This is a genomic window from Streptomyces yamdrokensis (assembly GCF_053890455.1).
This window is the reverse complement of the sequence record NZ_CM132679.1, coordinates 5,238,484-5,262,357: the sequence shown is the minus strand read 5'-3', so window position 1 is coordinate 5,262,357 and position 23,874 is coordinate 5,238,484. Positions and strand designations below refer to the sequence as shown.

Sequence of the window (23,874 nt, the reverse complement as noted above, 5' to 3'; positions counted from 1 at the left end):
GACGGCCGTCCGGCTCCCACGGTCACTCAGCCCGCCCTGGCCTCCCCGTCGCCGTACAGGACCCTCACCAGGGACTGGTACGTGACGCCGTGATCCGCGAGGACCTCTGCCGGGACGCCGGGGCGGACGGTCAGGGCCAGCAGGAGGTGTTCGTCGCCGATGTGGCGGTGGCGGCGGTCGGTGGCGACACGCAGGGCGCCCACCAGGGTGTCCTTGGCCTCCCGGGTGAAGGGCCGGCGCCCCGAGCGCCACCCGCCGGTGCTCCTCCCGTCACGGGACATGGCTCCCGGGCCGTGCACGTTCTCCACCCTGGCGACGATCTCCGTGACGTCGATGCCGAGCCCGGCCAGCGCGTCGGTCTCGGCCTGGGTCAGCCCGGCCCTCCGGCGCGCCTCCCCCACCGCGGCCCGCACCGAGTCCCGTCGCCCGGCGAGCCCGAGAGCGGCCAGCGCGAACGAACCCCGGCTGCCCTCCCGGTCGATCAGGGCCAGCAGCAGGTGGTCGGCGCCGACATACCGCGCTCCCGCCCTCTCGGCCTGCTCGGCCGCCCCCTTCACCACGGCGCGGGCGTCCTTCGTGAACCGCTCGAACATCAATGCCTCCCGTACTTCTTGTGCACGGCCTGCCTGCTCACTGCGAGCTCGTTGGCGATCTCCTGCCACGACCAGCCGCGATCGCGCGCGTTGCGCACCTGCACGGCCTCCAACTGCTCCAGCAGCCTGCGCAGCGCGGCGACGGCCCGCAGGCCGACCCGTGGATCGCGGTCACCCGCCCGCTCGGCAAGATCGGTTGCCTCGGTCATGGCGTCAACGTACATTGACAAGCTCGCGCACGTCAACCCCAGTTGACACGCCGACGGCCGGCCCGGAGACCGGACCGGCCGTGAACACCCACCGCGAGAGGCGGCAGGCCTGGTCGGCGTACCGCCGCGCGGCTACGGAGCAGTGAGCACGATCTTTCCGAACTGCCCGCCCGTCTCCATGCGCTCGAACCCCTCCCGGGCCCGGTCCATGGGCAGCACCTCGTCGATGACGGGACGCACACCGGCGGCGGCGCAGAAGGCGAGCAGGTCCTCCAGTTCGTCCTTGCCGCCCATCGTCGACCCGACGACCTTGAGCTCCAGGAAGAAGATCCGGGTCAGCTCGGCGTGCGAGGGCCGGTCGCCGCTGGTGGCGCCGGAGATCACCAGCGTGCCGCCGGGCCGCAGCGACTTCACCGAGTGGGACCAGGTGGCGGCCCCCACCGTCTCGACGACCGCGTCGACCCGCTGCGGCAGCCGCGCCCCGGGCTCCAGCGCCTCCACGGCGCCCAGCTCCAGGGCCCGCTTCCGCTTCGCCTCGTCGCGGCTGGTGGCGAACACCCGCAGTCCCGCGGCCCTGCCGAGCACGATCGCGGCGGTGGCGACGCCTCCGCCGGCGCCCTGCACCAGTACGGAGTCGCCGGGCCGCACCCCGGCGTTGGTGAACAGCATCCGGTACGCGGTCAGCCAGGCCGTGGGCAGGCAGGCCGCCTCCTCGAAGGACAGTTCCTTCGGCTTGGGCAGGACGTTCCAGGTGGGCACGGCGACCTGCTCGGCGAACGTGCCGGGGTAACGCTCCGTCAGGATCGACCGGGGCTCTTTGGGGCCCACCCCGTGGCCGGTCTGTCCGATCACGGAGTGCAGGACGACCTCGTTGCCGTCCTCGTCGACCCCGGCGGCGTCGCAGCCGAGGATCATCGGCAGCCGGTCCTCCGAAAGGCCGACGCCTCGCAGGGACCACAGGTCATGGTGATTGAGGGAGGCGGCCTTCACGGTCACGGTGCTCCAGCCGGGGCGGGTCTCGGGGGCCGGGCGCTCCCCCAGCTCCAGACCGGAAAGCGGCTGGTCACGGTCGATTCGGGCGGCGTAGACAGCGAACATGACCTTGACGATAGGTCGCCCGTCCCCCTGACGGAACAAGGCGTCGCTGTGAGACACGCCTTCTTGCCACCGCGCTTCGGACCGCACAAGCGAGCCGGCCCCGCCCATCTGTGGGCGGGGCCGGCACACCTTCGCGCGCCTCAGCGGCGGGCGACGCCCTCCGCACGGGCCGCCGCGGCGACCGCCGCGGTCACCGCCGGCGCGACCCGCTCGTCGAACGGGGACGGGATGACGTAGTCGGCGGCGAGATCGTCTCCGACCACGGCCGCCAGCGCCTCGGCCGCCGCCAGCTTCATCCCCTCGGTGATCCGCGAGGCCCGCACCTGCAGTGCCCCGGCGAAGATCCCCGGGAACGCCAGCACGTTGTTGATCTGGTTCGGGAAGTCCGACCGCCCGGTGGCCACGACGGCCGCGTACTTGTGGGCGATCTCCGGATGCACCTCGGGATCGGGGTTGGCCATGGCGAAGACGAAGGCGCCCTCGGCCATCGACGCCACCGCCTGCTCCGCCACCGTACCGCCGGAGACGCCGATGAAGACGTCGGCCCCGGCGAGCGCGTCCTCCAGCGATCCGGAGAGGCCGGCCTTGTTGGTGAACTGCGCCACCTCCCGCTTGACCGGCGTGAGGTCCTCGCGGTCCCGTGCGACGACACCCTTGCGGTCGGCCACCGCGACATCGCCGATGCCGGCCTCGACGAGCATCTTCGCGATGGCGACACCGGCCGCGCCCGCGCCCGAGATCACGGCCCGCAGCTCGCCCAGGGACCGCCCGCTCAGCCGCGCCGCGTTCCGCAGCGCCGCCAGCGACACGACCGCGGTGCCGTGCTGGTCGTCGTGGAAGACCGGGATGTCCAGCAGTTCCTGGAGGCGCCGCTCGATCTCGAAGCACCGGGGCGCCGAGATGTCCTCCAGGTTCACGCCGCCGAAGGACGGGGCGAGCCGGACCACGGTCTCGACGATCTCGTCCACGTCGGTGCAGTCCAGGGCGAGCGGAACCGCGTCCACGCCGCCGAACTGCTTGAAGAGGATCGCCTTGCCCTCCATCACGGGGAGGGAGGCCCCGGGGCCGATGTCACCGAGCCCCAGCACGGCCGTGCCGTCCGTGACGACGGCGACGACCGAGGACTTCCAGGTGTAGTCGTGGACGAGGTCCGGCTGTTCGGCGATCGCGCTGCACACCTTCGCGACGCCGGGTGTGTACGCCAGGGACAGGTCGTCCTTGTCGCGGAGCGGCACGGTGGCCTGCACAGCCATCTTGCCGCCGCGGTGCAGCGCGAATGCCGGGTCGAAGGACTCGAGGGGCTCCGCCCCGCCGCCCTGCTCCTCATGACCGGTCCGGCTTTCGCTGTCGCTGCGAGGATTGACAATCTCCGCTGCCACTTGGTTTTACCCCTTAATCGTTCATGGTTTGAGGGTTGCCGCTCCGGGTGAGGAGCGGGCGGGACCGTGCCGGGCCCGGTGGGTTGATGCGTCGGGCTCGGACACGACGGGCGCGCCGCACACGCGCCCTTGATCCCCGGATGAGGGGTGTAAAGCACCTTCTTACCGGACCGACGCCTCCGGCGACGAGTCCATAACGCAAAGGTCACATGCGGGCGCCAGGACCCATCGACCAATTTCAGGACAAGGCCTGGACAAAGACTCGGCAAGCGCTCGAGCCGCGACAAACCCGACGGCCGAACGCCCTTTACCTCATCGAAGACCGAAGATCTTCCGGCCGCGATGGCGTAAACCAGCAGACTGTCCGGCCATGGTGGAGCGGAGCAGTGCGGTTCGAGCGTCACCTGTTATCCGATTTTGACATGGCGAGCCCACTGAACGGCGCAGTCCGAATGGCAAGATGCGGTAATCACACAGAGTCGCGACACTCGAAGACGTGTGCTTCCGTCGACTCGCGGCACTGCCGATTCCCATCGGCCGTGGCCGACCCCATCGGCACCCCACCCTTCCGCCGGAGGAACACCATGACCGCACGTATCACCCGTCGTACCCCCGCCGCCAAGTCCCGACTGGCAGCGGTTGGCGCGATCGCGGTCGCAGGCACCCTGCTCGTCACCGGCTGCGGTGACCAGACCAAGGACAACGGCAACGACTCGGGCAGCAAAGACACCGCGGCCGGCAGCGCCGCCCCGCTGGCCGACGAGCTGCCGCAGGCGATCCGCGACAAGGGCGTCATCAAGGTCGGTTCGGACATCGCGTACGCACCGGTCGAGTTCAAGGACGACTCCGGCGAAACGGTCGGCATCGACCCCGACCTCGCCGACGCCATGGGCAAGCAGCTCGGCGTGACGTTCGAGTTCGAGAACGGCACCTTCGACACCCTGATCACGGGTCTGCGCTCCAAGCGGTACGACATCGCCATGTCCGCGATGACCGACACCAAGGACCGCCAGGAAGGCATCGACTCCGAGACCGGCAAGAAGGTCGGCGAGGGCGTCGACTTCGTCGACTACTTCACGGCCGGTGTGTCGATCTACACCAAGAAGGGTGACGACCAGGGCATCAAGACCTGGTCCGACCTGTGCGGCAAGAAGATCGTGCTGCAGCGCGGCACCGTCTCCGAGGACCTCGCCAAGGCCGAGGCCGAGAAGTGCCCGGCGGGCCAGAAGATCAGCATCGAGTCCTTCGACAACGACCAGCAGGCCCAGACCCGTCTGCGTGCCGGCGGTGCCGACGCCGGCTCGTCCGACTTCCCGGTCGCCGCGTACGCGGTGAAGACCTCCGGCGGCGGCAAGGACTTCGAGCTGGTCGGCGAGCAGGTCGAGGCCGCCCCGTACGGCATCGCGGTCGCCAAGACCAACACCGAACTGCGGGACGCCCTCAAGGCCGCGCTGGAGGCCGTGATCGAGAACGGCGAGTACCAGAAGATCATGGACAAGTGGGGCGTCGCGGAAGGCGCCGTCGACGAAGCCGTCATCAACGGCGGCAAGTGACCGCGGGGCTCGCGGCACTGAAAGGCAACACCCGTGACTGTTGACATCGACAAGACGACGGGGCCGGCCGGCACCCCGCCGGCCGGCCCGGAGGCCATCAAGGCCATCCCGGTCCGCCACTACGGCCGGTACGTCACCGGCGTGATCACTCTCGCCCTGCTGGGCACGGTCGTCTACGCCTTCTCCCAGGGCAGGATCAACTGGAACGCGATCCCGGACTACTTCTTCGACGACCGCGTCCTCAGCGGTGTGGGCAAGACGCTCCTGATGACCGTCCTGGCCATGACCATGGGCATCGTCGGCGGCATCGTACTGGCCGTCATGCGGTTGTCGAAGAACCCGGTGACCTCGGCGATCGCGTGGTTCTACATCTGGTTCTTCCGCGGCACCCCGGTCCTGGTGCAGCTGGTGGTCTGGTTCAACCTGGGCCTGGTCTTCGAGTACATCAGCCTCGGGCCGGTCTACCGGGACGAGTGGTCCGACTTCATGACCCCGTTCCTGACCGCGCTGCTCGGCCTCGGCCTCAACGAGGCCGCGTACATGGCGGAGATCTGCCGGGCAGGCCTGCTCTCGGTCGACGAGGGCCAGACGGAGGCGTCGCACGCGCTGGGCATGAGCCACACCAAGACGCTGCGCCGCATCGTCGTCCCGCAGGCGATGCGCGTCATCGTGCCGCCCACGGGCAACGAGGTCATCAACATGCTGAAGACGACCTCGCTGGTGTCCATCGTCCAGTACTCCGAGTTGTTCAGGGTGGCCCAGGACATCGGGCAGACCTCCGGTGCCCCCGCGGAGATGCTGTTCCTGGCGGCGGCCTGGTACCTGCTGCTGACCTCGGTCTTCAGCGTCGGCCAGTACTACCTGGAGCGTTACTACGCCCGCGGTTCCACCCGGCAGCTGCCGGCGACACCGTGGCAGAAGGTGAGGGCGAACATGCTGTCCCTCGGCCGCCCGAAGGGAGGCGCGGCATGACCGACCAGGTGAAGGCGAGCACGACGGGCACACCGGTGAAGAACTCCTCCGTCCCCATGGTCAAGGCGGAGGGCGTCCACAAGTCCTTCGGTCTCGTGGAGGTCCTCAAGGGCATCGACCTCGAGGTCAGGACGGGTGAGGTGTTCTGCCTCATCGGCCCCTCCGGCTCCGGCAAGTCCACCTTCCTGAGGTGTATCAACCACCTCGAGAAGATCAACGCCGGGCGTCTGTACGTCGACGGCGAGCTGGTCGGCTACCGCCAGAAGGGCGACAAGCTGTACGAGCTCAAGGACAGCGAGGTCGCGCTGAAGCGCCGGGACATCGGCATGGTCTTCCAGCGCTTCAACCTGTTCCCTCACATGACGGCGCTGGAGAACGTCATGGAGGCGCCGGTGCAGGTCAAGGGCGTGAGCAAGGCGGAGGCCAGGGAGCGGGCGGGGCAGCTGCTGGAGCGCGTGGGCCTGGCCGACAAGGCCGAGGGCTACCCCTCGCAGCTCTCCGGCGGCCAGCAGCAGCGGGTGGCGATCGCGCGGGCGCTCGCCATGGACCCGAAGCTGATGCTGTTCGACGAGCCGACCTCGGCCCTCGACCCGGAGCTGGTCGGTGACGTCCTCGACGTCATGCGCGATCTGGCCGAGTCGGGCATGACGATGGTCGTCGTCACCCACGAGATGGGCTTCGCCCGCGAGGTGGGCGACAGCCTGGTCTTCATGGACGGCGGTGTGGTGGTCGAGTCCGGCCGCCCGCGGGACGTGCTGACCGACCCGCAGCACGAGCGGACGAAGTCGTTCCTGTCCAAGGTGCTCTGACGGCCCACGGGAACACGCGAGGACAAAGGGGCGGTACGGATGGTCTCCGTACCGCCCCTCCGCCGTGCGCCTCGTACGGCCGGCTCACTTCACCGCGAGCAGCAGGGTGTCCGAGGGCGAGCACCACACCGGACGTGCCTCGGCGAACCCCTTTTCGCGCAGCACGCGCGCGTGCCACGCGGCGGACGGCATGTCGCCGTCGGCGTGCTCGCCGTAGATCTCGAAGCGGCGGGCGGTGGGCTCGGCCAGGAGGGGGTCCTCGGCCGCGGCCTTCCACCATTCGGCCCAGTCGAGGGCACCGCTGCGCTTGGCCTGATCCATGCGCGCGTGGCGCTGGGCGCGCTCGGCCGCGTTGATCCGGGGGGTCGTCTCGTCGATCATGTGGTCCGCGTTCATGAAGAGACCGCCGTCGCGGACCAGCTCCGCGACCTGTCCGTAGAGGTCCGCGAGGGGGCCGCCGTGCAGCCAGTGGAGGGCGGTCGCGGTCAGTACGGCGTCGTAGGAGTCATGGGGAAGCCGGGCGGACCAGCCGGGGTCCTTGAGGTCGGCCGTGACGAAGGCGACCCGCTCGTCGTCCGCGAAGGTGCCCTCGGCGATGGTGAGCAGCGCCGGGTCCAGGTCGACGCCGGTACTGGTGGCGTCCGGGAACCGGGCGAGCAGCCGGGCGGTGACGGTCCCCGTGCCGCAGGCGAGGTCCAGGACGCGCGGGGAGGTACCGACGACGGCCTCCACCATGTCGAGCATGATCCGGAACCGCTCCTCGCGGTCGGGCATGTACCACTCCTGCTGACGGTCCCAGCTCTTCTGCCAGGCCTGCCAGTCCGCTGTCGCCGCGACTCCGGCCTTCGTCGCACTGGCGTTCGTGTCCGTCATGCAGCCCTCCCGCATCTGCGAAACGTAATACCCTTTAAGTGCAATCACCTGTTACTTGACCGCAGGCACGACCATAGACCTCCCGCGTAAGGACTACAAGTGGAACTGGCCTATTACTCGGACTACGCCCTGCGTCTCGTCAACACCGAGGAGCCGGCCCGGGGCACGGACACCCTGACCTCGGTGGACGCCGTCCGTGACCTGTTCGGTGCCAACCAGTCCGCGGCGCGGCGCGCGACCGAGGCGGACGTGACCCGCTTCCGTTCCGTCCGGGCCCGGCTGCGCGCGGTCTTCGAGGCGGCGGACGCGGGCGACGAGACCCTGGGCGTCGACCTGCTGAACTCACTGCTGCTGGAGTTCCCGGTGAGCCCGCAGATCTCCGGGCACGACCACCGTGACGACGACGGCCGCCCGCTGTGGCACATGCACCTGGCGGACCATCCGTCCAACCCGACCGCCGGATACGCCGCCATCGCCGCGATGGGTCTGGCCTTCCACCTCACCGAGTACGGCGTGGACCGCCTCGGCCTGTGCGAGGCACCACCCTGCCGCAACGCCTACCTCGACACCTCGACCAACCGCTCCCGGCGCTACTGCTCGGACCGCTGCGCCACCCGCGCCAACGTGGCCGCCTACCGCGCCCGCAAGCGCCTGGAGGCCGAGCGGACGCAGAACACCGGCCGAGCCGCCGACAGCGCCCAGCCCAGCACGGCCAGCGGCGAGCGCTGAGCCGGTTTGCGCGGCCGGTAGCGCAGGCGGACCCGGCCGAGCAGCAGTTCGTCGGGCACCACCCCGTAGTCGGTGCTGTCACCGCCGGCGTACCGGTTGTCCCCCAGCACCCACCAGCCGCCCTCGCGCCGCTCGGCGGCCCGCTTGACCACGAGCAGATCCTGCTGGAACGGGTGTCGCAGCACGACTACGCACCCCGGCCTGACCGGGGCTCCGTAATGCACCAGGAGCCGGTCCCCGTGGTGCAGCGTGGGCACCATGGACGGCCCCGTCACCTCGGCCACCCCGAAGGGCAGCGGCGCTCCCGCCCGCCCGGCGTCCTGCGACAGCTCCGGCATCACCCGGCACCTCCCCGGTTCTTCCTCCGCCAGTCCCAGTCTGACCCCGGACTTTTGTCCTAAGCCCCCGGGGGCACTCGAGAAAACCACTCCTCCACGGAGTAATGTCCCCTGTGAGAAGACGATCACGAGGAAGGATTGCTCCATGCTTTCCCGCCTGTTTGCCCCCAAGGTCAAGGTCAGCGCCCACTGCGACCTGCCCTGCGGCGTGTACGACCCGGCCCAGGCCCGCATCGAGGCGGAGTCGGTGAAGGCCGTCCAGGAGAAGATGGCCGGCAACGACGACGCCCACTTCCAGGCCCGCGCCACGGTCATCAAGGAGCAGCGCGCCGAACTGGCGAAGCACCACGTCTCCGTCCTGTGGAGCGACTACTTCAAGCCCCCGCACTTCGAGAAGTACCCGGAGCTGCACCAGCTGGTCAACGACACCCTGAAGGCCCTGTCGGCCGCCAAGGGTTCGACCGACCCGGCCACCGGCCAGAAGGCACTGGACTACATCGCCCAGATCGACAAGATCTTCTGGGAGACCAAGAAGGCCTGATCTTCGGTCATGCTGCTCGACCTGCGATTTCCTTGGTCGCCTGGTCCTCCTGCCCGCACCCGGCCGTCAGACCGCCGCCCGGCGTCCTGACGGCCGGGTGCGGGCGTCTTCGGCGACGGCGGGCGGGGGCGAAGCCGCCCGCGCGGCGGCCACGCGTCAACAGCCCGCGTCGTCATGACGCGCGTACGAACCCTGCCGGCGTTCCCGGTGCTCAACGGCTCGGCCGTGGCGGCTTCGCTCCCGTCCGGGAAAGCCCCGGCACCGGCCCGGCGCCGGTTCAGCGCTCCCTGCCGTACGTGCGCACCAGCACCCCGTTCTTGAACGTACGCACCGACTCGAGGGCGAACTCCGTCACCGAGAAGCCCGCGCCGAACATCGGCATGCCGGCGCCCTGCACGATCGGGTACGTCTTGATGACCAGTTCATCGATCTCGTCGAGCAGTTCACCGGCGAGCACGGAGCCCCCGCACAGGTAGATGCCGAGCTCGCCGTCCTCGGCCTTCAGCTCCCGGACCCGGCCCACCAGACCGTCGGCGATGATCTCGACGTTCGGGTCCGGCGAGTCCTTCAGCGTGCGCGAGGCGACGTACTCGCGCAGGTGTGCGTACGGGCTGGTGATGCCCTCCTTCAGGGCGATGTCATAGCTTGCGCGGCCCTGGACGATCGTGTCGAACCGCCGGTTCGGCAGGTCGTCGATGCCGAGCGGGCGACGGCCGTGGGTGGGGAGGGTCTCCGGGTACTCCGCCTTGAGGAACGCGAAGAACTCCTCGTCGACGAAGCGCGTCATCGCCGACCCGTCGCCCTCCGGATCCCCGATGAAGCCGTCGATGGAGCAGGCGATGAAATAGGTGAGCTTTCGCAACGCGGTCTCTTTCCGTGGGCTGCCTCGTCCGTGAACCACTTCAGTTGTAGTACTTCATTTACAGTGGTTGCAAGGGATTTACGGACACGGACCGGAGACCGAGACAAGTGAGGAAGGGGATTGCGCATGGTCGCCAACCCTGAACGCCGCACGGCCCTGGTCGACGCCGGGGTCGAGGTGCTCGCCCGCGAAGGGGCCCGAGGGCTGACGTTCCGCGCGGTGGACGCGCGGGCGGGGGTGCCGGTGGGCACCGCCTCCAACTACTTCGGCGGACGGGACGACCTGTTGCGCCAGATCGACTCCCGGCTGCACATACGGCTCGCACCCGACCCGGCGGTCGTCGCCGAGCTGCTGACCCGGCCGCGGGACCGCTCGCTCGTCACCGCGTTCATGCACGATCTGATGGCTCGTGCGACCGGTGACCGCACGGGCTGGCTGGCCCTGCTGGAGATGCGGCTGGAGGCCACCCGGCGTCCCGGGCTGCTCGCCTCCTACACCGCCTCGGTCCGTGGCGGCCTCGTGGAGGGCATGGAGTTCCAGCGGGCCGCCGGGCTTCCGGGCGGCGACGAGACCGTGGCGGTGCTGTACCTGGCCATGCTCGGGCTGATTCTGGAGCACCTGACGCTGCCCGGCGTCCTGGACGGCGTACTGCCCGGGGTGGACGTGCCGGACGGGCTCGTGGACCGGATCGTGGCGACGATCGTGCCGGAGGAGGCGGAGGAGCGGGCTCGGGAATAGCGGGCGTCGGCCGTCGTCATCGCGGGGTCCCGCACCGGAGCGCGGGCGGCTCGGCGGGCTCCCTGACGAGCGGCCCGGCTGCTACGGCGGGCGGGGCCGCTCCGGTCCCGCGTTCGGCGCCCGTGGGCCACACGACCTGCACGGGGATGCCCCGGGCGCGGGCGTACGTCACCAAGTGGGCGGTGGCGTCCCTGCCGTTGGACGGGGTTCCGTCCCAGGCCGCCAGGAGCAGGCCGCCGGCTGCGATCATCCGCTCGTCCGCGCCGACGCAGGAGTCCCGGTGGTTCGGGTCGTACGGCAGGAGCCGCGCCTGCTCGGCGAGGTTCAGCAGTTCACCGGCGGCCGTCCTGTCACGCCGGGGCGGCATGACGGGGACGCCGTCGTACGTGGGGATGACCACGACCAGTCGGCGGCCCGACGCACTCGCCGCCCGGCCGAAAGCCAGCGGCGCTCCCGCACCGCAGCGCACCACGGCCGACCGCTCCCGCTCGGCGGGCCCCTCCAGCCGGTCCAGTTGCTCCAGCCGCTCCCGGGACGCGGCCTCCACCAGCGCGAGCGTGTCCGGGGTCAGATCGGCATGCCCGACCGCCGTGATCCCTCTGCCCCCGCCCCGCCGTCCGCCCCGGGCCGCCTGCCGTCCCGTTGTCGCGCGCCGCTGTGCTCATGTCACCCCTGTCAGTCCTCGCCGACCGGTCCCTGCGAGGCCAGTGAAGCGGGGAGGCACGCCGGCGGCCAGGGCCGAACGTCCCTGCCGGGACGGGGAACCGGCCCGATCGGGTTCGGTCGGGCCCGCCGGACGCAGGGCCGGCCGGACGCAGGCCCGGCCGGACTCAGGCGGGGCGCCGCCCGGTCACGGGGTGCGGGGCTCGCGCCACATCGGCCACATGCGGGGGCCGTCCGGGAGCGGCAGGGGTTCGCCGACCGGGGCGAAGCCGAGACGTTCGTACAGCAGGCGGCTGCGGACGCTGCTCGCCTCCAGATAGGCCGGCCGCCCCTCGCGGTCGCAGCGGTCGAGGACCGAACCGATGAGCGCGGTGCCGAGTCCCTCGCCCTGCCGGCCGGGCGCCACGCCGATCATCCACAGGTATTCGTGGGCCCGCCCGGTGGGATGGACGCCCGCCGTCAGCCGGCCGATCATCTCCACCCGCTCGTTCTCCGGGTCGACGGCCTGGCGCACCTGCGCAGGCCCCTCGTCGTCCGCCGGGTCCCCGTCGCCGTGGTCGTCGGCCGGAACCGACATCCACAGCGCGCACGCCGAGCCGTCCTCCGTGACATCGATGCGTCCCGCCGCAAGCACGATGTCGGTGAAGGCTCCCATCAGCCTGTGGTGCGTCGTACGGCGGTACTCCGCACCGGGGAAGACCCAGCCGCTCACCGGGTCGTCCTGGAACGCCTCGTCCAGGAGCCGGACCAGCAGCTCCCGGTCCCCGTCCCCAGCTGTCCGGATCGCCACACCCATGCCCGCCCCCTCGCCTCGACCATCGCCTCTCGTGCGGGGGTTGACCCTATCGGGACGGCGATGCCCGACGGGAGGGAAAGGACAGGATCGCGGCGGCGACGGCGGGCCCCGCACACCGTGGGGAGTGCGGGGCCCGCCGAGCCGGAACCACGGTCGCCGTACGGATGGGTCCCGCACGGCGACCGGTGGCCCGGTGGCCCGAGCCGCTCTTGGGCCGCCCTGCCTACGTGGTGCGCCGTGTCACGAACTCGGCGAGGGCCAGCAGTCCGCCCGCCGCCTCCGGGTCCGGCACCGCGCGGGCCAGTTCCTCCATCACCCGGGCCATGCGGTCGGCAGCCTGGGCCTGCGCCCAGTCGCGGCCGCCCGCCCGTTCCACGGCCAGGGCGATGTGCTCCAGGTCCTCCTCGGCGTGCGGGGCCGCGTACAGCGCGGCGAGTTCGGAGGCCGCCGGGGTGCCGGAGGTGAGCGCGGCGACCACTGGCAGGGACTTCTTGCGAGCGGCCAGATCCGCACCGGCCGGCTTGCCGGTACGCCGCGGGTCTCCCCATATGCCGATCACGTCGTCGATCAGCTGGAAGGCCAGCCCCGCCTCCCGGCCGAACGCGTCCAGTGCCGCCACGTCCGCCGTCCCGGCATCCGTGTACAGCGCGCCGAGCGCACAGGCGCAGCCGAGCAGCGCACCCGTTTTCGCCTCGGCCATGGACAGCGTCTCGTCGAGAGTGACCTCGTCGGGAGCGCGTCCTTCCATGGCCGTGTCCACCTGTTGCCCCGCGCACAGTTCCACGACGCAGTCCGCGAGCCGGGCCACCGCGGCCGGAGCCGACGGGTGCGGATCCTCCGCGAGCAGTCGCAGGGCGAGGGCATGGAGGGCGTCCCCGGTGAGGATCGCGTCGGCGTCGCCGAACACGGTCCATACGGTGGGCCGGTGGCGCCGGGTGGTGTCCCGGTCCATCACGTCGTCGTGCAGCAACGTGAAGTTGTGGACCAGTTCCACCGCGGCGGCCGCCCGGACGGCCGCCGCCCGTGCAGTGGGGCCGCCGAGGGCCGTGGCCGTGGCGAGCACCAGTGCGGGGCGGATCGCCTTGCCGGAGCCGCCGGCGGCCGGGGTGCCGTCCGCGTGCTCCCATCCGAAGTGGTAGCGCGCGATCCGGCGCAGCGGGCCGGGCAGCGAGCCGATGGCGGCCCGTAGCACCGGGTCGACCTCGGCCCGCGCCCGCTCGAGCAGAATCGTCGCCTCGTGGCCCTCGACGGGAGGCTCGACGGGAGGGTGCACGTCCTCCCTCCCCGTCCTGAGTTCGGTCATGGACTCACCTCTGGACCCGTCTCGGAGGATGGGCGGAGGTGGCGCTTCCGCCGGTGTCGCACGTGTGCCCCCAGGGTGTACCCGTCCGGGTGGGCGAGGGCACGGCGGGCGGGCCGAGAGATCCCGGAAGGTCACCGCCAGCGGCCGATCTCGACGTTCTCCAGGACGCCGAGCGCGTCCGGCACCAGGACCGCGGCCGAGTAGTAGGCCGTCACGAGGTACTTGATGATGGCCTGTTCGTTGACACCCATGAACCGCACCGACAGGCTCGGCTCGATCTCGTCGGGGATGCCGGAGGCCCGCAGGCCGATGACGCCCTGGTCCTCCTCACCGGTACGCAGGGCGATGATGGAGGTCGTGCGTTCCTCGGTCACCGGGATCTTGTTGCACGGGAAGATGGGGACACCCCGCCAGGTGGGGATGCGGTTGCCGGCCATGTCGATGGTCTCCGGCACCAGCCCGCGCCTGTTGAGCTCGCGGCCGATGGCCGAGATCGCGCGCGGATGGGCGAGGAGCAGTTTGGTGCCGCGCCGCCTGCTCAGTAGTTCGTCCAGGTCGTCGGGGGCGGGCACGCCGTCGTGCGGCTGGATCCGCTGGTCGTACTCGCAGTTGTGCAGCAGGCCGAAGCCGCGGTTGTTGACGAGTTCGTGCTCCTGACGCTCCTTCAACGCCTCCACGGTCAGCCGGATCTGCTGCTCCGTCTGGTTCATGGGCTGGTTGTAGAGGTCGGCCACGCGGGAGTGGACGCGCAGCACGGTCTGGGCGACGCTCAGTTCGTACTCGCGGGGCCTGGCCTCGTAGTCGACGAAGGTGTGCGGGATGTCGGGTTCGCCGCTGTGGTCGGCCGCGAGGTCGATCTCCTGCTCGCCGTACTTGTTGGTGCGCCTGCTGGGGGCCGAGCGCTGCTGCCGGAGGTGTTCGCTCAGCGTCTCGGCCCGCTCGGCGACCTGCTGGACGGCGTCACGCGGCAGCACGAGCACGGTGCAGGCGGTCAGGGTGCGGGTGGTGTACTCCCAGATGGCGCCGTCGTCCAGCAGCGCCTGGTCGCCGAAGTAGGCGCCGTCGGCGAGGACTCCGAGGGACTCGTCGTCGCCGTAGGGGCCGGTGCCGACCTTCTCGACCCTGCCGTGCGCCAGCAGGAACACCTCGTCGGCCGGACTGCCGAACGAGGCGATCACCTGGCCCGCCTCGATCTCCCGCTGCCGGCAGCGGGAGGCCAGCTCCGAGAGCACCTCCTCGTCCTCGTACGACCGCAGGGCCGGAAGCTCGCCCAGCTCGGCCGGGACGACCTCGACGCGGTCGCCGGTCTTCACGAACGTCACGCGTCCGTCGCCGACGGCGTACGTCAGCCGCCGGTTCACCCGGTATGTACCGCCCTGCACCTCCACCCAGGGCAGCATGCGCAGCAGCCAGCGCGAGCTGATCTCCTGCATCTGCGGTACGGACTTGGTGGTGGTGGCCAGGTTCCGCGCCGCGGCCGTTCCGAGACTCTGCTGCTGCCGGGTCTGCTCGGTGCGGACCTCTTCGCCTACCGACATAAGGAATTGCCCTCCCAGTTGTGACCGGCGCCCATCCGTGCCGGGCGCCGGTCTCCGTGGCAAAGCCTTCCTTACGGAACGTGTCCGCGGTATTACCCGAATGAGCGGGAATGGATCTTCAACTGTGTGGGCATTCATGGGGGTTCCGTTCAGCGGCGGCCCCGTGGCCGGACATTGTCCGGATCGGCTCGTACAGGGTCCGAGCGGTTGGTTGCGCTCGCTCCGTTCAGGTACAAGCACCGGTACGAGGCGGCCGCGACCGGCAGCCGTCGCGCCGCGAGAAGGAGGCGGCCATGGCCCCACCCATGTCCGCGAGCGCGTTCCTGAGCGCTCTGAAGGCGGAGGGTCTCACGGTCGTCGAGGTCGGCGACTGGCGCGGCCACAACCGCAACCACAAGGGCCCGTGGGGGCCGATGCACGGCGTGATGATCCATCACACGGTCACCCGGGGCAGCGCCCGGACCGTGGAGCTGTGCCGCAAGGGCTACTCGGGGCTGCCGGGACCGCTGTGCCACGGCGTCATCACCAAGGACGGCAAGGTCCACCTCGTCGGCTACGGTCGCGCCAACCACGCCGGCCTGGGCGACGACGACGTCCTGCGCGCGGTGATCGCGGAGAAGAGGCTGCCCGCGGACAACGAGCAGAACACCGACGGCAACCGGTACTTCTACGGCTTCGAGTGCGAGAACCTCGGCGACGGGAAGGATCCCTGGCCCGCGGCGCAACTGGAGGCCGTCGAGAGGTCCGCGGCCGCGGTCTGCCGCCGTCACGGCTGGAACGAGCGGTCGGTGATCGGGCATCTGGAGTGGCAGCCCGGAAAGGTGGACCCGCGCGGGTTCACGATGGCGTCGATGCGGGAGCGGATCCGCGACCGGCTCAAGTGACGCGCGCGGTCACACGCGGCGTGAGGGAGAGGGCCGGGACCGGGCCGGCGGCAATCCGTCGGAATCCGTCGCCCGGTCCCCTGTGAGTGCCGCGCACCCGCCCCCAGCACGGTGAGCCACCCCACGGCGTCCCGGGCGAAGGTCCCGCCATGCAGTACGTCGCCCCCGTACGTAGCCGTCGGTGTTCTCCACGCCCTGTCGATGTCCCTCGTCCGCGAGCCGCACCGGCGGCGTCCGAACGCCGTCACGCTCGCCGGCGCGGGCGCCGCCCACCCCAGCGGGGCGGCCTTGGCTGCTGGGAGTTCGTCTTCACCGCGCCGACGGCCTACGTCGCGTTCCGCGGCCTGGATTCGTGGACGTTCATCGGCATCGACCGGCTGCCGCACACCGCGTGGGACATCGTCCACCACCTCAAGGGCGACCCGATCATCCTCCTCGCCCACACCTCGTCGCCGGGCTGCGCGATCTGCGACCCGGTGATCGCCCTGTGCTGTCTTCGGGGCGACCCGTCCCTGACCGCCCTTGTCCGCCGCCGGCGGCGCGGGCCACCCCCCGGCACCGGGAAACCCGGGCCCGCCGGACGCTCCGGCGACGGGGCGCCGGCCCCGAGCAACAGTTCGGGCCGACCGCGCGCATCGACCACGCGTTCGCCCGGAGCCCGGTCGGAAACGGCGAAATCCAGCCATGCTCACTTCACCCGTCCGGTGCCAGACCCGTCCGGTGCCAGGCGTTCCCAGCCGGGCGACAATGGCCCGGTGACCAGCACGGAAACCTCCGCCCCTCCTTCCGGCCCGAGGCCAGGCGCCCGTTCCGGCCCCGAGCCCGCCTCCTCCGCCGCCGCGGCCCGCACCGCCCCGGCCTCCGTAACCTTCGTCACCCCCGCCGGTTCCGGAGGTGCCGCGGGTCTGCGCCCCCGGCTGCCCTCGCCGGCGCAGGACCTCGTGGACGAGCGGTTCGAGCGGCGCGGCGTCCGGCTGGTGCTGAAGCGGGACGATCTGATCCACCCGGAGCTGATCGGAAACAAATGGCGCAAACTCGCGCCGAATCTGCCGGCGGCGACCGGACGGACGGTGCTCACCTTCGGCGGTGCCTACTCCAACCACCTGCGGGCCACCGCCGCCGCCGGACGGCTGCTCGGGCTCCCCACGGTCGGTGTGGTGCGCGGCCAGGAACTCGCCGGCCGGCCCCTCAACGCCTCGCTGGCCCGGTGCGCGGCCGACGGCATGCGGCTGCACTTCGTCGACCGGACGACCTACCGCCGCAAGACCACGCCGGAGACACTCGCCGCCGTACTGCGCGACGCGGGCGCCCGGGACGCTTACGTCGTCCCCGAGGGCGGCAGCAACGCCGCCGCCGTGCGCGGCTGCCGTGCGCTCGGGGAGGAGCTGGCGGGGCGGGCGGACGTGGTCGCGGTGGCGTGCGGCACCGGCGGGACGCTCGCCGGACTGGCCGCCGGACTCGGCTCCGGCCAGCGCGCGTTGGGCGTTCCGGTGCTCAAGGGCGGCTTCCTGACCGCCGGGATACAGGAACTGCAGGCCGCGGCGTTCGGTGGCCCGCGCGGTGACTGGAGCCTGGACGACCGCTTCCACTTCGGCGGCTACGCCCGCACGCCCCCGGAACTCGACGCGTTCGCCGCGGACTTCGAGCACCGCCACGGCGTACCCATCGAACGCGTCTATGTCGCCAAGTTGCTTTACGCCCTTGTCGCCCTGGTGGAGGAGAACGCGTTCCCGCGCGGGAGCACGGTCGCGGCCGTGGTCACCGGGCGTCCCTTCCCGTGAGCGGGGGCGCGCGGGCAAGGGCGTCCCGGTGTCTTCCGACGCGACCCGGGAGGACTCCGGTACCGGACGGTTCGACCGTCTGACGTCTGGGTACGTCAATGCGGCGCGCGCTCTTCCCGTTCGGGCCCGCAGACCCCTAGCCACGGAGTGTATTCATGGCTTTACTATGAGTAACGGCACGAGGTCGGGGTCCCGGGGACAGGACTGTCCGGGGCGCGGTAGCGTCACCGCTGAACCACATATCGCGTTGTCCGGGGGCGACCCCGATCCTGAACGCTTGTACCACCTTGGAGGTGAGGGTGTCCCAGATCGCAGGCGAGCCCGCGACCCAGGACTTCGTGGAAGTCCGGCTGCCGGCCGCGGGTGCCTACCTGTCGGTGCTGCGTACGGCCACGGCCGGCCTCGCGGCCCGTTTGGACTTCACCCTCGACGAGATCGAGGACCTGCGCATCGCCGTCGACGAGGCCTGCGCGATCCTGCTTCAGCAGGCCGTGCCGGGTTCGGTGCTCAGTTGCGTCTTCCGCCTCGTCGACGACTCGCTCGAGGTCACCGTCTCGGCGCCCACCACGGACGGTCACGCGCCTTCGCGCGACACCTTCGCGTGGACCGTGCTGTCCGCTCTCGCGGGCAAGGTCTCCTCCGCCGTGGACGAGGACAAAACCGTTTCGATCAGCCTCTACAAACAGCGCGGCGCGGGACCCGGGCCGGCGTGAGGAACGAGGACGGGCCGGTGCGGGACGAAGAACGCGGCACACGCGAACTGCCGGCCGAGCGGACGCCGGGCGGCCTCGACGGCATCGACGCCATCCCGGAACAGGCCCGGCCGCATCCGGAGGACGACTCCGCAGTGGCCGGCGCTCCGGGCTCCGGGCAGCACGACGCCGCCGCCCGGAGCATGCCCGAGGCCGGCCGGCCCGCCGTCCCCCCCGGCCACGGGGGAGACCGTGTGCATGCGAAGCCGACGGCGGGGGACGAGGCGAGCGCTCGGGGAAGGGCGACGGGCGGGACGATGAACGAGCACGAGCGACACGCCGAGAGCGAGGTGCCGCGGACGCCGGACGCAGAGGGCGCCCGGCGGACCCCGGACACCCCCGGGACGCACGGCGCCGGCGCACAGCGTGACCCGCAGGACCGCAGCGGAGCGCGTGCCTTGTTCCTCGAGCTGCGCACGCTGCAGAACGGCAGTCCGGAGTACGCGGAACTGCGCAACCGGCTGGTCCGCATGCACCTGCCGCTCGTCGAGCATCTCGCGCGCCGCTTCCGCAACCGCGGGGAGCCGCTGGACGACCTGACGCAGGTCGCCACCATCGGCCTGATCAAGTCGGTCGACCGCTTCGACCCGGACCGGGGCGTCGAGTTCTCGACGTACGCGACCCCGACGGTCGTCGGCGAGATCAAGCGGCACTTCCGGGACAAGGGCTGGGCGGTACGCGTGCCGCGCAGGCTGCAGGAGCTGCGGCTGGCGCTGACGACGGCCACGGCCGAGCTCTCGCAGCAGCACGGCCGCTCCCCCACCGTCCACGAGCTCGCCGAGAAGCTGGCCATCTCGGAGGAGGAGGTCCTGGAGGGCCTGGAGTCCGCGAACGCGTACTCCACGCTGTCCCTGGACGTTCCCGACACCGACGACGAGTCCCCGGCGGTCGCGGACACCCTGGGCGCGGAGGACGAGGCGCTGGAGGGCGTGGAGTACCGCGAGTCGCTGAAGCCGCTGCTCGAGGACCTGCCTCCGCGCGAGAAACGGATTCTGCTGCTGCGCTTCTTCGGCAACATGACCCAGTCGCAGATCGCCCAGGAGGTCGGGATCTCGCAGATGCACGTCTCCCGGCTGCTGGCCCGCACGCTGGCCCAGCTGCGGGAGAAGCTGCTCGTGGAGGAATGAGCCCCCAGAGGCGGACCGGACCGTGAATATGTGCCCCGGACCGTGGAACGCCCGATGTTACTTCTCGGCGTTCCCGGGCCCCCGGATACCGAGGGCCCGGGTCGTCTCGGGGTTCAGCAGCAGCACCAGGGCCGTGACGGCGACCACCGCGAGCGCGATTCCCGCCGGGATGGCCGCGCTGTCGGACTGCAGCAGGTTGTAGGCCACCGGCAGGGCCAGGAGTTGGGTGATGACGGCCGGGCCGCGGCTCCAGCCGCGGCGGCCGAGCAGCCCGCGCGCGGCGAGCAGCGGCAGCAGGGCGAGGACCGCGAGCGTCACTCCGCCGGTGACGGCCTGCTGCCGGTCGTCCGGCTCGCCCGTGAGCCCGAGGACCAGCATCCAGACCCCTCCGGCCAGCAGGGCCAGCCCCTCCAGGGCGGCGAGCCCCGCGGCGTACGTCAGGCGGCGCGGGCGGGGTCCGGCGGCGTCCGGGGCGGTGGTGGGGGGCTGCTCGCTGCTCACCCCTGAAGGGTAGCCCTCGCCCCGCGCGCCCCCGTGCGGAGGTTCACGCCCCCTTCCGCGCCCGCGTCGCCCCCGACTCCGTCCCGGTTCGTCCCGGCCCCGTCCCTGATCACGTCCCTGGTCCCGCCCTTGATCCCGCTCACCGCCCCGCCTCGGCCTGGGCCCCGGTACCACCCAGTAGGTACCCTGCATCGCATGCGTGCACTTCTCGTGGTCAACCCGGCGGCAACCACCACGAGTGCGCGCACGCGCGATGTGCTGATCCACGCCCTCGCCAGCGAGATGAAGCTGGAGGCGGTCACCACCGAGTACCGCGGCCACGCGCGCGACCTGGGCCGGCAGGCGGCGGAGAGCGACGACATCGGCCTGGTGGTGGCCCTCGGCGGCGACGGCACGGTCAACGAGGTCGTCAACGGCCTGCTGCACGCCGGCCCCGACCCTGAGCACCTGCCCGGCTTCGCCGTGGTCCCCGGCGGCTCCACCAATGTCTTCGCCCGCGCCCTGGATCTGCCCAACCACCCCGTGGAGGCCACCGGCGTCCTCCTGGACGCACTGCGCGAGGGCCGCGAACGCACCGTCGGCCTGGGCCTGACGTCAGGCACACCGGGAACGGACGACGAGGGCGTGCCGGCCCGCTGGTTCACCTTCAACGCGGGGCTGGGCTTCGACGCCGGTGTGGTCGGCCGGGTGGAGCAGCACCGGGAGCGCGGCAGGAAGTCCACTCACGCGCTGTACATGCGTCAGGTCGTGCGTCAGCTGATCGGCGAGCCCCATCGCCGCAGCGGTGTGATAACGCTCGAACAGCCGGGCGAGGACCCGGTCACCGATCTGGTGCTCTCCATAGTCTCGAACGCTTCCCCGTGGACGTTTCTCGGCAATCGCCCGATCTACGCGTCACCTAAGGCCTCGTTCGATACCGGCCTCGACATCTTCGGTCTGAAGCGGCTTTCCACCCTCGCCGTTGCCCGGTATGGCACCCAGTTGCTCACTTCGTCCCCCGAGCGTGGACCCCTGGGCCGGCATGTGGTCGCGGGGCACGATCTGACCCAGTTCACCTTGCATTCGAAGGTGCCACTGCCCCTCCAGATGGACGGCGACCACCTCGGACTGCGAACCAGCGTGACGTTCACAGGCGTTCGCCGTGCACTGCGTGTGATTGTGTGAGCGGAAAACGCTAAAGTCCTTTCACTCGAACGTTTAGGCCAGGATCCACCCCATGGAAGTACGGCTGTGACCTAGTCGACACCGATGAATCAAAAAAAACTTTCCGGAAGGGGTTGTATCCGCCGCCGAGGTTTGCGAGTCTCTACATGGCGATCGGGACGGCCCGCAACATCGGCCTCCACAGATCATCGGAACCCCTCTTCAAACCCAAGGACCACGCCGGGCAATCTGGCGGTCGGCCCTTCCCTTGTTGAGGGATTCGTGAAAGCGTTCACATTCACAAGCACATGTAGTTCATACCAAGGAGAGGTAGCAGCCATGGACTGGCGTCACAACGCCGTTTGCCGCGAGGAAGACCCCGAGCTCTTCTTCCCCATCGGCAACACCGGTCCTGCGCTGCTGCAGATCGAGGAAGCCAAGGCCGTCTGCCGTCGCTGCCCGGTGATCGAGAGCTGCCTTCAGTGGGCACTCGAGTCCGGTCAGGACTCCGGCGTCTGGGGTGGTCTCAGCGAGGACGAGCGCCGCGCAATGAAGCGCCGCGCCGCCCGCAACCGGGCCCGTCAGGCCTCCGCCTGACAACCCACCCCTGCTGACAGCCTGAGCTTGGCGGCGCGTACGGCGCGTACGCATCTCCCGCCCCCGAGCCGCAGCACGCAGTTCCCCGGTGCTCCCCCGAGTTCTCGGCTCACTTCGAGCCGGAGGGGAACCCATCAGTCAAGCAAGAGCCCCGGACGGCCGGCCGTCCGGGGCTTTTCGCTGCCCACCGCCATCGCGTACGTCGCTCGCCGGCACTCACCGTCACTTGTCCACGGCCACCGGCACGTCCAGGATCACCCGCGTCCCCCCGTCCGGGGCCGGGACCATGTCGAAGGTGCCGCCCAACTCACCCTCGACCAGGGTCCGTACGATGTGCAGCCCCAGGTTGCCGCCGGTGTGCGGGTCGAAGTCCTCGGGCAGGCCGACGCCGTCGTCCTGGACGGTGACCAGCAGGCGGGCCTCCTTGGTGGTGCCGCCCCGGACCGCCGCCACCTCGACCGTGCCCGTGTCGCCCTCGCGGAAGCCGTGCTCCAGGGCGTTCTGCAGAACCTCCGTCAGCACCATGGACAGCGGGGTGGCGACCTCCGCGTCGAGTATGCCGAAGCGGCCGGTGCGACGGCCGGTGACCTTGCCCGGCGAGATCTCGGCGACCATCGCCAGGACGCGGTCGGCGATCTCGTCGAACTCCACCCGCTCGTCCAGGTTCTGGGAGAGCGTCTCGTGCACGATCGCGATGGAACCGACCCGGCGCACCGCCTCCTCCAGCGCCGCACGACCGCGCTCGGAGCCGATTCGCCGGGCCTGGAGGCGCAGCAGTGCCGCCACCGTCTGGAGGTTGTTCTTCACCCGGTGGTGGATCTCCCGGATGGTCGCGTCCTTGGTGATCAACTCCCGTTCACGGCGGCGAAGTTCGGTGACGTCCCGGAGCAGGACCAGCGAGCCGATGCGGGTGCCCTTCGGCTTGAGCGGGATCGCCCGGAACTGGATCACCCCGCCGGGCGCCTCGATCTCGAACTCGCGCGGCGCCCAGCCGCTGGCGACCTTGGCCAGCGCCTCGTCCACCGGCCCGCGGGAAGGCGCCAGTTCGGCGGTGGTGCGGCCGAGGTGGTGGCCGACCAGGTCGGACGCCAGGCCCATCCGGTGGTAGGCGGACAGGGCGTTCGGGGAGGCGTACTGGACGAGCCCCTCGGCGTCGAGCCGGATCAGTCCGTCGCCCACCCGGGGCAGCGCGTCCATGTCGAGCTGCTGGTTCGCGAACGGGAAGGAACCGGCCGCGATCATCTGCGCGAGGTCGGAGGCGCTCTGGAGGTAGGTGAGCTCCAGCCGGCTGGGGGTACGCACCGTGAGCAGGTTGGTGTTGCGCGCGATGACCCCGAGGACGCGGCCCTCCCGCCGTACGGGAATGGACTCGACGCGGACCGGGACCTCCTCGCGCCACTCCGGGTCGCCCTCGCGCACGATCCGCCCCTCGTCCAGGGCCGCGTCCAGCATGGGACGCCGGCCGCGCGGGACGAGGTGACCGACCATGTCGTCCTGGTACGAGGTCGGGCCGGTGTTGGGCCGCATCTGGGCGACGGAGACATAGCGGGTGCCGTCGCGGGTGGGGACCCACAGGACCAGGTCGGCGAAGGAGAGGTCGGAGAGCAGCTGCCACTCCGAGACCAGCAGATGGAGCCACTCGAGATCAAAGTCGCCGAGAGCGGTGTGCTGGTGTACGAGTTCGTTCATGGAGGGCACGTCAGCGAGCGTACCCGGGACGTCGCACCTCCCCCGGAAACACCCGCGGGCCGCGGCGCCTGAGAGGGACCCTCAGCCCTCCCGGCACCGCAGCCCGGAGCGACATCGGCCGTGGGGTGTGCGGTCCCGTTCGGCCGAGGGACGAGGATCCGGGGCAGTCAGGGCAGAGAGCTCCGGGTCCTCGATCCGCCTTCCTGTGCGGGGAAGGCAGGCTTGCGTGCGCTGCACTGTTACGCATTGTGGACTAGACCACTACCCGTGTCCATGTGTCGGAGGCTGTTCGTTGTTGTCTTTTTCAGTGATCACGCGATCACGTGCTCACGTGAGCATCGGGACAACGGTCTATCGGGGCGACGGCCAAGCGGACATCGGGCATCCATCAGGCACCCTATCCCGC

At 70.8% G+C, this 23,874-nt stretch carries 25 protein-coding genes and 1 pseudogene; 13 read left to right on the top strand and 13 right to left on the bottom strand.

From position 1 onward, the window contains the following. Positions 1 to 26: 26 nt before the first annotated feature. The 4 genes from ACWZEH_RS23580 to ACWZEH_RS23565 form a co-directional block, all read right to left on the bottom strand. A complete protein-coding gene (locus tag ACWZEH_RS23580) occupies positions 27 to 593 on the bottom strand; it encodes a Clp protease N-terminal domain-containing protein (protein WP_456193104.1) in 567 nt (188 codons plus the stop codon). Then, a complete protein-coding gene (locus ACWZEH_RS23575) occupies positions 593 to 802 on the bottom strand; it encodes a helix-turn-helix domain-containing protein (protein WP_456193103.1) in 210 nt (69 codons plus the stop codon). Before ACWZEH_RS23575 ends, ACWZEH_RS23580 begins: the two co-directional genes overlap by 1 nt. A gap of 132 nt (positions 803 to 934) precedes the next feature. Further along, complete coding sequence (locus tag ACWZEH_RS23570; protein WP_456193102.1) at positions 935 to 1,900, bottom strand: zinc-binding dehydrogenase; 966 nt, start codon at positions 1,898 to 1,900, stop codon at positions 935 to 937. A gap of 140 nt (positions 1,901 to 2,040) precedes the next feature. Beyond that, positions 2,041 to 3,279: an NAD(P)-dependent malic enzyme gene (locus tag ACWZEH_RS23565; protein WP_456193101.1), complete on the bottom strand. Its 1,239-nt coding sequence runs from the start codon at positions 3,277 to 3,279 to the stop codon at positions 2,041 to 2,043. A 584-nt stretch (positions 3,280 to 3,863) separates the two neighbouring features. Between ACWZEH_RS23565 and ACWZEH_RS23560 the strand changes: the two genes are divergently transcribed. The 3 genes from ACWZEH_RS23560 to ACWZEH_RS23550 are packed head-to-tail and all read left to right on the top strand — an operon-like array spanning position 3,864 to position 6,613. Further along, positions 3,864 to 4,832: an ABC transporter substrate-binding protein gene (locus ACWZEH_RS23560; RefSeq protein WP_456193100.1), complete on the top strand. Its 969-nt coding sequence runs from the start codon at positions 3,864 to 3,866 to the stop codon at positions 4,830 to 4,832. Positions 4,833 to 4,865: 33 nt separating this feature from the next. After that, complete coding sequence (locus tag ACWZEH_RS23555; protein ID WP_456193099.1) at positions 4,866 to 5,804, top strand: amino acid ABC transporter permease; 939 nt, start codon at positions 4,866 to 4,868, stop codon at positions 5,802 to 5,804. A 56-nt stretch (positions 5,805 to 5,860) separates the two neighbouring features. Continuing rightward, on the top strand, positions 5,861 to 6,613 hold the full coding sequence (locus ACWZEH_RS23550; RefSeq protein ID WP_456199791.1) for an amino acid ABC transporter ATP-binding protein: 753 nt from the start codon (positions 5,861 to 5,863) through the stop codon (positions 6,611 to 6,613). 84 nt (positions 6,614 to 6,697) lie between these two features. On the opposite strand, the gene ACWZEH_RS23545 is transcribed toward ACWZEH_RS23550, so the two are convergent. Continuing rightward, complete coding sequence (locus ACWZEH_RS23545) at positions 6,698 to 7,486, bottom strand: class I SAM-dependent methyltransferase (RefSeq protein ID WP_456193097.1); 789 nt, start codon at positions 7,484 to 7,486, stop codon at positions 6,698 to 6,700. A gap of 99 nt (positions 7,487 to 7,585) precedes the next feature. Between ACWZEH_RS23545 and ACWZEH_RS23540 the strand changes: the two genes are divergently transcribed. Further along, positions 7,586 to 8,215: a CGNR zinc finger domain-containing protein gene (locus ACWZEH_RS23540; protein WP_456193096.1), complete on the top strand. Its 630-nt coding sequence runs from the start codon at positions 7,586 to 7,588 to the stop codon at positions 8,213 to 8,215. Here the strand turns inward: ACWZEH_RS23540 and sodX are convergent. Continuing rightward, positions 8,119 to 8,553, bottom strand: coding sequence for a nickel-type superoxide dismutase maturation protease (gene sodX / locus ACWZEH_RS23535; RefSeq protein ID WP_456193095.1), 435 nt, complete (start codon positions 8,551 to 8,553; stop codon positions 8,119 to 8,121). The genes ACWZEH_RS23540 and sodX overlap by 97 nt on opposite strands. 145 nt (positions 8,554 to 8,698) lie before the next feature. Between sodX and sodN the strand changes: the two genes are divergently transcribed. Continuing rightward, positions 8,699 to 9,094, top strand: coding sequence for a superoxide dismutase, Ni (gene sodN / locus ACWZEH_RS23530; protein ID WP_164560667.1), 396 nt, complete (start codon positions 8,699 to 8,701; stop codon positions 9,092 to 9,094). Between the two features lie 277 nt (positions 9,095 to 9,371). Here sodN and ACWZEH_RS23525 read toward each other — a convergent pair whose 3' ends face one another. Beyond that, positions 9,372 to 9,956: a dihydrofolate reductase family protein gene (locus ACWZEH_RS23525; protein WP_456193094.1), complete on the bottom strand. Its 585-nt coding sequence runs from the start codon at positions 9,954 to 9,956 to the stop codon at positions 9,372 to 9,374. 126 nt (positions 9,957 to 10,082) lie between these two features. On the opposite strand from ACWZEH_RS23525, the gene ACWZEH_RS23520 reads away from it, so the two are divergent. After that, positions 10,083 to 10,694: a TetR/AcrR family transcriptional regulator gene (locus tag ACWZEH_RS23520; protein ID WP_456193093.1), complete on the top strand. Its 612-nt coding sequence runs from the start codon at positions 10,083 to 10,085 to the stop codon at positions 10,692 to 10,694. A 16-nt stretch (positions 10,695 to 10,710) separates the two neighbouring features. Here the strand turns inward: ACWZEH_RS23520 and ACWZEH_RS23515 are convergent, their stop codons facing one another. The 4 genes from ACWZEH_RS23515 to ACWZEH_RS23500 all read right to left on the bottom strand — a co-directional run bounded on the left by ACWZEH_RS23515 (position 10,711) and on the right by ACWZEH_RS23500 (position 14,994). Beyond that, positions 10,711 to 11,241, bottom strand: a complete 531-nt coding sequence (locus ACWZEH_RS23515; RefSeq protein WP_456193092.1) for a hypothetical protein — start codon at positions 11,239 to 11,241, stop codon at positions 10,711 to 10,713. Between the two features lie 303 nt (positions 11,242 to 11,544). Continuing rightward, entirely contained in the window at positions 11,545 to 12,153 is a 609-nt protein-coding gene (locus tag ACWZEH_RS23510; RefSeq protein ID WP_456193091.1) for a GNAT family N-acetyltransferase, read from the bottom strand. A gap of 223 nt (positions 12,154 to 12,376) precedes the next feature. After that, a complete protein-coding gene (locus ACWZEH_RS23505; protein WP_456193090.1) occupies positions 12,377 to 13,456 on the bottom strand; it encodes a family 2 encapsulin nanocompartment cargo protein polyprenyl transferase in 1,080 nt (359 codons plus the stop codon). A gap of 131 nt (positions 13,457 to 13,587) precedes the next feature. Continuing rightward, complete coding sequence (locus ACWZEH_RS23500) at positions 13,588 to 14,994, bottom strand: family 2B encapsulin nanocompartment shell protein (RefSeq protein ID WP_456193089.1); 1,407 nt, start codon at positions 14,992 to 14,994, stop codon at positions 13,588 to 13,590. A 305-nt stretch (positions 14,995 to 15,299) separates the two neighbouring features. Here ACWZEH_RS23500 and ACWZEH_RS23495 point away from each other — a divergent pair, with 305 nt between their 5' ends. The 5 genes and pseudogenes from ACWZEH_RS23495 to ACWZEH_RS23475 all read left to right on the top strand — a co-directional run bounded on the left by ACWZEH_RS23495 (position 15,300) and on the right by ACWZEH_RS23475 (position 19,538). Next, entirely contained in the window at positions 15,300 to 15,878 is a 579-nt protein-coding gene (locus ACWZEH_RS23495; protein WP_456199789.1) for an N-acetylmuramoyl-L-alanine amidase, read from the top strand. Positions 15,879 to 16,079: 201 nt separating this feature from the next. Continuing rightward, positions 16,080 to 16,327, top strand: a pseudogene (locus tag ACWZEH_RS23490) (DUF6010 family protein); the annotation flags it as partial. Positions 16,328 to 16,783: 456 nt separating this feature from the next. After that, complete coding sequence (locus ACWZEH_RS23485) at positions 16,784 to 17,659, top strand: 1-aminocyclopropane-1-carboxylate deaminase/D-cysteine desulfhydrase (RefSeq protein ID WP_456199788.1); 876 nt, start codon at positions 16,784 to 16,786, stop codon at positions 17,657 to 17,659. A 299-nt stretch (positions 17,660 to 17,958) separates the two neighbouring features. Continuing rightward, positions 17,959 to 18,372 (top strand): ATP-binding protein, encoded by a 414-nt coding sequence (locus tag ACWZEH_RS23480; RefSeq protein WP_004925829.1) that lies wholly within the window; start codon positions 17,959 to 17,961, stop codon positions 18,370 to 18,372. A 17-nt stretch (positions 18,373 to 18,389) separates the two neighbouring features. Next, entirely contained in the window at positions 18,390 to 19,538 is a 1,149-nt protein-coding gene (locus ACWZEH_RS23475; RefSeq protein WP_456199787.1) for an RNA polymerase sigma factor SigF, read from the top strand. A gap of 57 nt (positions 19,539 to 19,595) precedes the next feature. On the opposite strand, the gene ACWZEH_RS23470 is transcribed toward ACWZEH_RS23475, so the two are convergent. Continuing rightward, the gene (locus ACWZEH_RS23470) at positions 19,596 to 20,039 is read right to left on the bottom strand and encodes a hypothetical protein (RefSeq protein WP_456193088.1); all 444 of its coding nucleotides are present in this window, start codon (positions 20,037 to 20,039) and stop codon (positions 19,596 to 19,598) included. Between the two features lie 195 nt (positions 20,040 to 20,234). Between ACWZEH_RS23470 and ACWZEH_RS23465 the strand changes: the two genes are divergently transcribed. Both ACWZEH_RS23465 and ACWZEH_RS23460 read left to right on the top strand, forming a co-directional pair. Continuing rightward, on the top strand, positions 20,235 to 21,203 hold the full coding sequence (locus ACWZEH_RS23465) for a diacylglycerol/lipid kinase family protein (protein ID WP_456193087.1): 969 nt from the start codon (positions 20,235 to 20,237) through the stop codon (positions 21,201 to 21,203). A gap of 318 nt (positions 21,204 to 21,521) precedes the next feature. After that, complete coding sequence (locus tag ACWZEH_RS23460) at positions 21,522 to 21,779, top strand: WhiB family transcriptional regulator (protein WP_030219886.1); 258 nt, start codon at positions 21,522 to 21,524, stop codon at positions 21,777 to 21,779. A 222-nt stretch (positions 21,780 to 22,001) separates the two neighbouring features. Here the strand turns inward: ACWZEH_RS23460 and ACWZEH_RS23455 are convergent, their stop codons facing one another. Then, positions 22,002 to 23,477 carry a sensor histidine kinase gene (locus ACWZEH_RS23455; protein ID WP_456193086.1) on the bottom strand — a complete coding sequence of 492 codons (1,476 nt, stop codon included), beginning with the start codon at positions 23,475 to 23,477 and terminating at the stop codon, positions 22,002 to 22,004. Between the last annotated feature and the right edge of the window lie 397 nt (positions 23,478 to 23,874).